The 8,857-nt window shown below is 66.6% G+C and carries 14 protein-coding genes; 2 read left to right on the forward strand and 12 right to left on the reverse strand.

Translation table 11 applies throughout. The features are described from left to right. Window positions 1–25: 25 nt before the first annotated feature. From AB0L56_RS23400 to AB0L56_RS23435, 8 genes are all read right to left on the reverse strand, one after another. Window positions 26–577 (reverse strand): GGDEF domain-containing protein, encoded by a 552-nt coding sequence (locus AB0L56_RS23400; protein ID WP_365425941.1) that lies wholly within the window; start codon window positions 575–577, stop codon window positions 26–28. A gap of 88 nt (window positions 578–665) precedes the next feature. Further along, window positions 666–995, reverse strand: a complete 330-nt coding sequence (locus tag AB0L56_RS23405; protein WP_365425943.1) for a SpdD-like protein — start codon at window positions 993–995, stop codon at window positions 666–668. 12 nt (window positions 996–1,007) lie between these two features. Further along, window positions 1,008–1,163: a hypothetical protein gene (locus AB0L56_RS23410; protein WP_365425945.1), complete on the reverse strand. Its 156-nt coding sequence runs from the start codon at window positions 1,161–1,163 to the stop codon at window positions 1,008–1,010. A 12-nt stretch (window positions 1,164–1,175) separates the two neighbouring features. Then, on the reverse strand, window positions 1,176–1,367 hold the full coding sequence (locus AB0L56_RS23415; RefSeq protein ID WP_365425947.1) for a mobile element transfer protein: 192 nt from the start codon (window positions 1,365–1,367) through the stop codon (window positions 1,176–1,178). A gap of 1 nt (window position 1,368) precedes the next feature. Beyond that, on the reverse strand, window positions 1,369–1,563 hold the full coding sequence (locus AB0L56_RS23420) for a hypothetical protein (protein WP_365425949.1): 195 nt from the start codon (window positions 1,561–1,563) through the stop codon (window positions 1,369–1,371). Between the two features lie 18 nt (window positions 1,564–1,581). After that, window positions 1,582–2,244, reverse strand: coding sequence for a DUF2637 domain-containing protein (locus tag AB0L56_RS23425; RefSeq protein WP_365425951.1), 663 nt, complete (start codon window positions 2,242–2,244; stop codon window positions 1,582–1,584). Window positions 2,245–2,264: 20 nt separating this feature from the next. After that, complete coding sequence (locus AB0L56_RS23430; protein WP_365425953.1) at window positions 2,265–3,623, reverse strand: FtsK/SpoIIIE domain-containing protein; 1,359 nt, start codon at window positions 3,621–3,623, stop codon at window positions 2,265–2,267. A gap of 3 nt (window positions 3,624–3,626) precedes the next feature. Next, complete coding sequence (locus tag AB0L56_RS23435) at window positions 3,627–3,980, reverse strand: hypothetical protein (protein WP_365425955.1); 354 nt, start codon at window positions 3,978–3,980, stop codon at window positions 3,627–3,629. Window positions 3,981–4,137: 157 nt separating this feature from the next. On the opposite strand from AB0L56_RS23435, the gene AB0L56_RS23440 reads away from it, so the two are divergent. Both AB0L56_RS23440 and AB0L56_RS23445 read left to right on the forward strand, forming a co-directional pair. Next, entirely contained in the window at window positions 4,138–4,869 is a 732-nt protein-coding gene (locus tag AB0L56_RS23440; protein WP_365425957.1) for an XRE family transcriptional regulator, read from the forward strand. A 28-nt stretch (window positions 4,870–4,897) separates the two neighbouring features. Then, window positions 4,898–5,368: an NUDIX domain-containing protein gene (locus AB0L56_RS23445; RefSeq protein WP_365425959.1), complete on the forward strand. Its 471-nt coding sequence runs from the start codon at window positions 4,898–4,900 to the stop codon at window positions 5,366–5,368. Here the strand turns inward: AB0L56_RS23445 and AB0L56_RS23450 are convergent. From AB0L56_RS23450 to AB0L56_RS23465, 4 genes are all read right to left on the reverse strand, one after another. After that, window positions 5,356–5,916, reverse strand: a complete 561-nt coding sequence (locus AB0L56_RS23450) for an HD domain-containing protein (RefSeq protein ID WP_365425961.1) — start codon at window positions 5,914–5,916, stop codon at window positions 5,356–5,358. The two genes, AB0L56_RS23445 and AB0L56_RS23450, sit on opposite strands and share 13 nt — an antisense overlap. A 492-nt stretch (window positions 5,917–6,408) precedes the next feature. Beyond that, window positions 6,409–6,873: a hypothetical protein gene (locus tag AB0L56_RS23455; protein WP_365425963.1), complete on the reverse strand. Its 465-nt coding sequence runs from the start codon at window positions 6,871–6,873 to the stop codon at window positions 6,409–6,411. A gap of 11 nt (window positions 6,874–6,884) precedes the next feature. Continuing rightward, window positions 6,885–7,838, reverse strand: a complete 954-nt coding sequence (locus tag AB0L56_RS23460; RefSeq protein WP_365425965.1) for a caspase family protein — start codon at window positions 7,836–7,838, stop codon at window positions 6,885–6,887. A gap of 32 nt (window positions 7,839–7,870) precedes the next feature. After that, entirely contained in the window at window positions 7,871–8,263 is a 393-nt protein-coding gene (locus AB0L56_RS23465; protein ID WP_365425967.1) for a TIR domain-containing protein, read from the reverse strand. Window positions 8,264–8,857 lie beyond the last annotated feature (594 nt).

Raw genomic sequence — 8,857 nt, forward strand, 5'->3', positions numbered from 1 at the left:
GGCTTGTGCGCCACCCGGTGGCCGGTCAGTGAGAGAGGCGCGGGCCCCGGCGGCCACGGCCCTTGGCCGCGTACATCGCCGCATCAGCGGCGGCGAGCGCATCGGTCAGCAGCGGTACCGGGAGCTCGGTGACGCGGCAGACGCCGACGGAGGCGGCCAGCGGGAGCGGTACGCCGTTGTAGGGCAGTGGCCGGTTGAGTGCGTCGGTGAGCGCGTCGAGGTCGACGGCGGCCAGGTCCTGGACGACGGCGACGAACTCATCTCCGCCCAGGCGTCCGGCGGCGCCGTTACGGCCGCACCAGGTCCGGAGCCGGTCGGCGGTGGCGACGAGGGCGGCGTCCCCGGCGGCGTGGCCGTGCGTGTCGTTGAGCGTCTTGAAGTGGTCGAGGTCGACCAGGAGCACGGCGGCGGCCGGGTGCCGGCGAATGCAGTGTTCGGCGCGGGCGGTCCATCCGGCGCGGGTGTGCAGACCGGTCAGCGGGTCGCGGCGGGCGGAGGCGAGCCGGTGGGCGAGGACGCTCCCGTGCACGGCCCAGCCCAGTAACGGCACGACGCTGGCGGCTATCTGCAGATCCATGACGTTCCCCTTTGGCGATGGCGGTTGGCGGAGTGCGGTCCCGGAGGCGGCGGCGTGCTGGCGGCTTGTGCGTCGCCTCCGGGACCGGTCAGCGGCGGTGCTGCGACGCCAGCAGCGAGCGCAGAACGACGGCGCAGACGGCGACCGAAGCGGCGGTAATGGCGACCGCGAGGAGCATGGAGACCAGGACGGCGCCGACGACCAGGACCACGGCGGTGCCGCCGCCCACCAGGGCGAGCGCGGTACCCGGCGTGAGCTGGACCGTGGGCCGGGTCGAGGCCGCAGCCGGGGCCGGGGCGACGGGGGTCGACGGCGCGTGCGGGGTGCCGGGGGTGATGGTGGTCGGCTCGATGACGACCGCGGGCGGGGTGACCAGGCCGGTGGGCTGGGGCATGGTCGGGAGCTTGGGCCGGAACATGGGCGGATCTCCTTACTTCACGGCGGTGTCGATGACCGGGGCGAGGAGGCTGTCTGCGAGGAGGTAGCCGCCGAGCAGGAGCACGGCGACCAGCCAGAGCGGGGGGCGGATGAGCTTGACGCCGAGGACTCCGACGCACAGCAGGGCGAACCAGAGCGGGACATCCATGGCGGTGGTCTCCTAGCGGACCTTGCAGCGGTGGGTGCGGGCGGCGAGCTGGGCGGCGGACTGGCTGGAGTAGTCGGCGGACCAGCCGCAGTTGTCGTTGCTGCACACGGCGGCGTGCTTGGTGGTGCCGTGGCGGTCGCGGTGGGTGCCGATCTGCACCGGGCCGATCCGCATCACGGAGTGGAAGAAGTCGCGGGCGGGCATGTCAGTCGGTCTCCGTTCGGGTCAGGTTCGGGTCGGGGAAGGCGGCACGGATACCGGCGGCGGTGGCCGGGTCGGCGGTGAGGCGGGCGGCCTCCTCGGCGAGCAGGTGGGCGAGGAAGGGCCGGTTGGCGGCGGCCATCTCGCGGGCGGCGTCGAGGTGGTCGGCGGCGGTCAGGTCGGCCGGGTCGACGAGCACGAGGTGTCTCCCTTCGGGTCAGGCGAGTTGGGCGGCGATGGCGTCGGCCAAGTGCGGCGGGACGCCGAGGCGGGCGCGCAGGGTGTCGGTGTCGATCCGGGCACCGGTCCGGTGCTCGTGGTCGGCGGCGACCTTGCGGGCGTGGTCGACCAGCGCGGCCGGGACCACCACGGTCGGCGGTGCCGGGTCCAGGTCGGCGGTGGGCAGGGCGGGAGGCTCCTCGGACACCGGGGCCGGTTCGGCGGCGGCGACCGGTTCGCGCTCCACCTCGGTCACGGGCTCAGGGGCCGGGGCGGCGGGTACCGGGCCGGGGGCGGAGTGGTCCGCGGGTGAGTGGGCGAGGAGGGTGCCGCCCATGAAGGCCAGGGCGGGCCAGGCGGCGACGAGGATGCGCAGCCAGGCCGGCACGTCGCCGAGGTCGAGGAGTCCGGCGGTGGCGACGTTGGCGCCGAGCGAGGCGACCAGGGCGATGAGGAACCAGCACCAGGCCAGCCGGGACGGCCCGTCCGTGCGGAGCCGTCGCCAGGCGGCGACCAGGAGGAGGTCCACCGAGACGGGGTAGGCCCAGGCTTTCCAGCCGTCCTGTCCCGCAGCAGCGGCCAGGTCGTGCAGGTGGGCGAAGGACAGGGCACCGGCGATGACGGCTTGCACCAGGACGGCATCCACACGCAGACGAGGCATGGTGGCTTCTCCCTTCCGGGTCAGGCAGCGGCCGGAGCGGACTCGGCGGCGGAGGCGGCGACCGGCTTCACGTGGCCCGGTGCGGGGCGGAAGGCGTCCAGGCCGGGCAGGTGCGGGGTGCGGTCGGCGTGCTTGTTGCAGAGGTTCACGGCCTGCCGCAGCGAGGTGTGCGGGGCGCGGATGCGGTGCCAGCCGCCCGTGGAGTCACCGGCGATGGCGACCCCGCGCGCTTCGGCAGGGATCGTGATCGCGGCCAGCACGGCATCCGGGGAGATGTCGCCGAAGGCCATGTTCGCGCTGGTTTCGTCGTTGACGCGGTGGGCGGTGCGGCCGGTGAGCTGGGCGCGGAGCATGGTGATGCCCTTGCCGAGTTCGGAGCCGAAGCGCTGCCCGCAGATCTCCAGATAGATGCCGGCCGCGCGGCCGAGCTGGGCCAGGCGCACCAGGGCGGTGATGATCCGGTCCCGCCTCTTCTCCTGCTCCTTGTTGGCGAACAGGGCGAGTTCGGCGACCTCGTCGACCAGGACCACGACCGGCACCGGCCGGACGTCTTCGGGCAGGTCCCAGATGTCGGCGGCGATCTCCGCATCCGGCACGCTCACGCTGATCGCTTGATGGGAGCGGATGAGACGGTAGACATCCTCCATGTGGGATACGAGGGCATCGAGGATCTCGGCGGCGGTGTCGGGGTTGTCAGCCAGCGCGGAGAACCGGCGGGCCAGCGGGAACAGCTCCACCCCTTGCTTGCAGTCGATGCCGACCAGCGCGACATCCAGCGGCGCTAGCCCGGCCACGAGGTTGCGCTGATAGACCGACTTCCCCGACTCCGTGGCCCCGAGGGTGAGCGCGTGGGGCACGGCCCGGTAGTCGCGGAAGTGGACCGAGCCGTCTTCGCGCAGGGCGACCGGGACGCGCATCGGCCGGGTGTCATCGGCCAGGGTCGGCATCTGCACCCGCCGGAGCACGTCGTAGCCGGTCATGCGCACCTCGACGACGCCCGAGCGCAGCTCTCGCGAGGTCACGCCGTACATGCCGAAGGAGTGCCGCAGCCGGTCGGCGGAGGCGGCCACGTCGAAGGCGTCCTGTCCGGGGCGGAGCTTGAGCCGGAGGACCAGGCCGGTCCGGGTCGGCCGCACCCGCAGGATGCGCGGGGCCCGCGGGCTGGGAATGGGCCGGTTGGTCATCCGGGCCAGGGCCAGGCGCCAGCGGGGAGCCGGGACCGTCAGGCCGCAGGCGTCCATGACCGAGCCGTAGCGGACCAGGACCCGCAGCGCGGCGAGGGCGACCCCGAAGGTCAGCCAGTACCAGGCGGGGCGCCGCCACCGCAGGAGACCCGCAGCAGCGACGACCAGCACCAGGGCGACTAACAGCCGCGTCACGGCTTAGGCCGCCTTCGAGGCCGAGCCCGCAGCGGCCAGCGAGGTGACCGCCACCGCGCGGAAGGCGATGCCGTGCCGCTTCTGGCCGTTGAACTCGTTCTCCCACGCCGAGGCGACCAGGCCCGTCAGCGCGACCGGGGTGCCCATGGCCAGGTCCTCGGAGACGCCGGGCTGCGGGACGGTGAGCTTGAGGATTTCGACCTCGTCGGGCGTGGAGAACATGACCTCCACGACCATCAGGGTGACACCGTCCTTGTCGACGGCGATCTCACCGGTACGGCGGTCCTTCACCTTGGGCTGCGGGGCCTTGGCGACCATCACGGTGGCGTTGGCGGTGTCCACGGGAATCTGACGCATCGTCTTGTCTCCTGTTGGGGCGGGGTGTTGACCGACATCCCGTCGGTGAGATCAGGAGACCGTGAGGGAGGGTGGACGCATCACCATCCGTATGGACGTTTGGGGACGTCTGAGCTACCGTCAAAACGTCCCTAGCGGTCCCAGTGAAGGGCACGTCATGGCGAACGAGCGTCTGCGCGCGGCGATTTCAGCGAAGGGTGAGACGATCCAGTCCGTTGCCGAGCACGTCGGTGTGGATCCCAAGAGCGTCGAGCGGTGGATCACCACCGGCCGCACCCCGCATCGCGGGCACCGCTGGAAGGCGGCGAGCCTCCTGGGAGTCGACGAGGTCTACATCTGGCCGTCCGTGGCGAAGCAGGCGGAGAAGGCCAGCACGTCCGAGCTGATCACGTACTACCCGCACCGTGGCGCGGTGCCCGCCCCGCTCTGGTCATCCCTGATCGAGAAGGCGACGGACCAGGTCGACATCCTTGTGTACGCCGGACTGTTCCTCTTCGACAGCAATCCGGACCTGCCGGACCAGCTGGCCGAGAAGGCGAAGGCCGGCGCCCAGGTCCGCATCCTGCTCGGCGATCCCGACTCCGAAGCGGTCCGGCAGCGCGGCGAAGAGGAAGGCATCGGCAACGACCTGGCCGCACGTGCCCGGATCACCCGGCGCTACCTCGAGCCCGCCATGTCGACGCCCGGCGTCGAAGTCAGGCTGCACGACACGATCCTCTACAACTCGATCTACCGGTTCGACGAGGACGTTCTCGTGAACCCGCACGTCCTCGGAGCTCCCGCCGGCCAGAACCCGGTGATGCACTTCCGGTACCTCCCCGGAGCACGGACCTTCCGGCACTACATGAGGAGCTTCGACCGCGTGTGGGAGAGGGGCCGGGCGGCATAGCAAGCCCCGGACGTGCAACGCTGAACACATGGCCCGTGTCGACTACTTCAACGATCCCAACGCCCCGAAGGCGAACAGCCTCGTCCCCTCCGTGACCGCCGTGGCCCGCAACGAGGCCGGGGAAGTACTCCTGATCCACAAGACCGACAACGACCTCTGGGCACTGCCAGGAGGCGGCATCGACCTGGGCGAGTCAGCCCCCGCCGCAGCCGTACGCGAGACGAAGGAAGAGACCGGCTTCGACGTGGACGTGACCGGCCTCGTCGGCATCTACACCAACCCCGGGCACGTCATGGCGTACGACGACGGCGAGGTCCGCCAGCAGTTCTCCATCTGCTTCCACGCCCGCATCACCGGCGGCGAGCTGCGGACGAGCAGCGAGAGCAAGGAAGTGGCCTTCGTCGACCCGAGCAAGCTGGACGAGCTGAACATCCACCCGTCGATGCGCATGCGGATCGAGCACGGCCTGGCCGACCGGGCGGAGCCCTACATCGGCTGATGAGCCATGCGGTCGCGGGTCCGCTCGACCGCGCCCCGGAGGTACGGCCGCGCCTTGCTGATTGCGTTGTGCACCTCGCTCCCCGGCTCGTAGCGGACAAGGATCTCGTCAATCCGGGTGTCGAAGTCGAAGGGCTGCCCGGCGGGGCCGGTCGTCATGTCGGCGAAGATCAGGGCGTCCAGGACCGGCGAGTCTTCCCGCTCATAGACGGCCAGCTCTGCCGAGAGCCCGCGCTGCTCCGCCTCGTACACGGCCCCGGAGTGATGAGCGACCAACCGCACCAGGCGCGCCGGCGCACCCAGCGATTCGAGGTACCGAGCACCGTCAAGGGGATGGAACCCGGTGTCACGCAGCTCGGGCGCGTAGCCGATGTCATGCAGCCACGCGGCAGCGACAAGGAGATCCCGGTCCGCCTCAGACACAGCCGCGGAAGCCTCCCGAGCCCGAGCGGCCACGGCCTGGGTGTGCAGCCAGCGGTTCCCGAGCGGAGGAAGCAGGGACTCGGCGAGTTCGGCCGCTCCCTGGGGCATGTCCAGTGCAGAAGGCATGGATGGAACGGTAGCCGAGCCGCGCAGTGAGCCGACAGCCCACGATCAGCAGTTGCCGATCACGGGTGCGGTAAGACTTTCCCTACGTTCATCAAGCCCGCGCACAGCGCGGGTGCGCGCCGCCTTGTCGGCGGGGCCGCCGCCCTGTCTTCGCCAGCGGCGGCCCCGCCCGGCGGCGCGCTGCGTGCATGCGGGCGAGGAGGGAACCCTCTGTGGCTGAGGCCGGTCGGCTCCACGGCTTTAGGCAGCCAATTTGGCGCGAGCCTCTAAGATCATGGCCCCAACGTCGTGCTTTAACGGGCAGGTCCACAGACTGCCCGACGCGCCGGAAGCTTACGGGGCCATGATCACTCGCGCCAAATCAGCTCCCGCCCAAAGCCGCTCCGCCGGCCTCGTCGAGATTATCGCCGAGAAATAGTGGTCAACTCAGGCATGACACGCTTCGCGATTCGGAATTGCTCAGCACTACATGATGAGCAATAAGACACCATGCTAGCCTCGAACAATTCCATCTTTCCAGATCACGATTACAGTGACTTTTTTAGAGTGGGCATAATTCACGATGTCGGCCGTTCCGCCAAATCCCTTTGCGGGCTGGCCATCCCAAACGGCCAGCATTAGGTCCGAGTGATCCGTAATGTACACACCTGCATCGTAGTAGGCTTGCTCCGAAGCGCGTTTATGTCCGATATTCACATACGCCGATGCCAGCTTCCTCAGCTCAAGGTAACGTGCCCGATCTTCCTCCGCGGAAAAGGTGTCAGCGTAGTCTTCGCTGGGTGTTACCACTTTCAGTGATGCACCACAGCTCAAGGCGATTTGCGCGAACAGTTGATCCGCACCAGCAGCTAGACTGGTCAATGCCTCAATCGGTTCACCCAGGCCGCACAGAGCTTTTCCTAGCTCTGCACGAATATGAGTCAGGGCTTCGTCAGGGATGTTTTGATGCCCTGTCACCCCAATCCTAATCACAGTAGGTCCTGGTGAATCATTTGATGATAGTGCTGCCCCAGTGCCGTCAATCGGCACGATTTGGAGCGCATGGCGGCGAAATACATGTGCTCCTCACCAACTGGCTCGACAAGTTTAGCTGCCCTGCATTTTTGAAGAAGGGAGAACACTCTTTCATTCTCTTCATTCCGAGGCTCTGCATCCGGCTCGAAAGACGGATCTAGAGCAAAAAGGGAAGTGGGTTCAGGAAACCAATTGGTGAGTTCCCTAAGAGTGGACAGCGGCACAGACGGTGAACATTGACGAATGTCGTGAAGACGGTCAATGTTCGCCTTAAACGTTGGCCGCTGGTCCCACGCTCCGAAGGATTCCGAAAGGTACGAGTAGATACCAGCCAACGTGACGTGTCCCATGACGTCTGCCGCCCCGCCTTCAAGTGCTCCTTCGAGGTATCTAGAGAAAGCTCCCCTACCATCCGGCGTCTCGGCAGAAACCTGCTCCCCGCGGCTTGCCGTAAGGATTGAGAGACCGTTACGGAGCACGGAGGAACTCGTTGAGAGAACTGGAATAGTCCCTGCTCCGCCCGAGAAGCAACAATCCAGAATTATGATCACTTCCTGTACCGGAGACTTACTTACCATCTCCAGTACCTCTGTCAGGCGTACACCGGGAGTGACGGAGGTGCCGTCCGAAACGGCAAGGCTGACATCTCCATTAACGGAGGCCCCATGCCCAGCAAAGTAGAATAGAGCTACGTCTACACCAGGTGAAAGAAGGAGGCTTAACGCTTCGATTAGGCCACCTCTTGTCACGAATCCTTGATCTGTTCGCAGCGATTGTGTTGAGAAATTTAGGGAGCTATCTTCGTTTCTTCGCAGAAGAGGCTCAAGCGCGACGACATCGTTCACGCACCCGCCGAGGTTGCTGAAATTATCATACTTATCTACTCCAACGAGTAATGCGCGCTTCAAGGCTGTCCTCCCTAATTATTTATGCGATCCGTTCACCTATTCTTACCCTCTTTCATCATCTGTTCGATAGCCGCTGCAACGCCCGGCCAGGTCCACTTGATAACCCTGCCTCTCGGTAGTCCGCGCGGGAGGTTCGAAATCGAGTCAGCGCCGTTAACGTAGACGCCGAAAACGGGAACGTCGGCATCCTTTGCAAACTGGATCTCTTTCGCGACTCCCGTAGCGCTCGCCATGTACCGACCGACCAAAACGATGACCATGTTGCATCGACTGATCTTTGCCGAGATAAGCTTTTCCCACTCATTCTGAGGGAGCGCTGATTTAGAAGACCAGTCGCTTACGAAGAATGGAGTGGGGGACTTTTCCTTTGCTTGCCCCACGAAGAGGTTCTTTGAAGTCTCGTCATGGTCGAAATCAAAGCTCACGAACGCTCTCGGGCTTCCCACAGTCAATCTCCAAGTGTGAGGGACTTATTCAGGGTGCACTCCCAAGCACCACAGGTGACCCATGCGGAGGCTGGCCCTATCGTGCCACTACGTGGGCATCTGCGCAGCCAAAGTTCAAAACTCCGCAAGCACCATGCCGCAGAGAGGCCGGACTGACCGGCCAGGTGAATCATTGAAGGCTTGCTCGGTGCTAGCACGGTTCCGCTGACATCCAACGCTGACATCAACGACACCGGAGGTGCTGGTAGAACTCGCGCCCGGAGGCCGGTGGCCTGCCGCCGACCGCCCGCGTCGCACATGGTTGGGCTGGCTCCGGGTCCACGCACGGAGGCCCCGCCACCGCATGCCGGCGGATCGCTCGCGACGAGCACGGCCTTGTCAGCGATGACCGGGTCGGGGCCTACGCCCCAGGCCGCACGGTGGGGATACACGGTTCCAGGCACCTGTCCCTGAGTGGGGAGTCGCACGGCTGCGCCTCAACCTCGCGCTTTCACGAGGTGGGGTGTCCGAGGCTTGATCAAATAAGCGGAGAGTGCTCCTGACCTGCAACGATGGGACTTGTCTAGGGTCCAT

Source organism: Streptomyces sp. NPDC052079 (assembly GCF_040680275.1).
GTDB lineage: Bacteria > Actinomycetota > Actinomycetes > Streptomycetales > Streptomycetaceae > Streptomyces.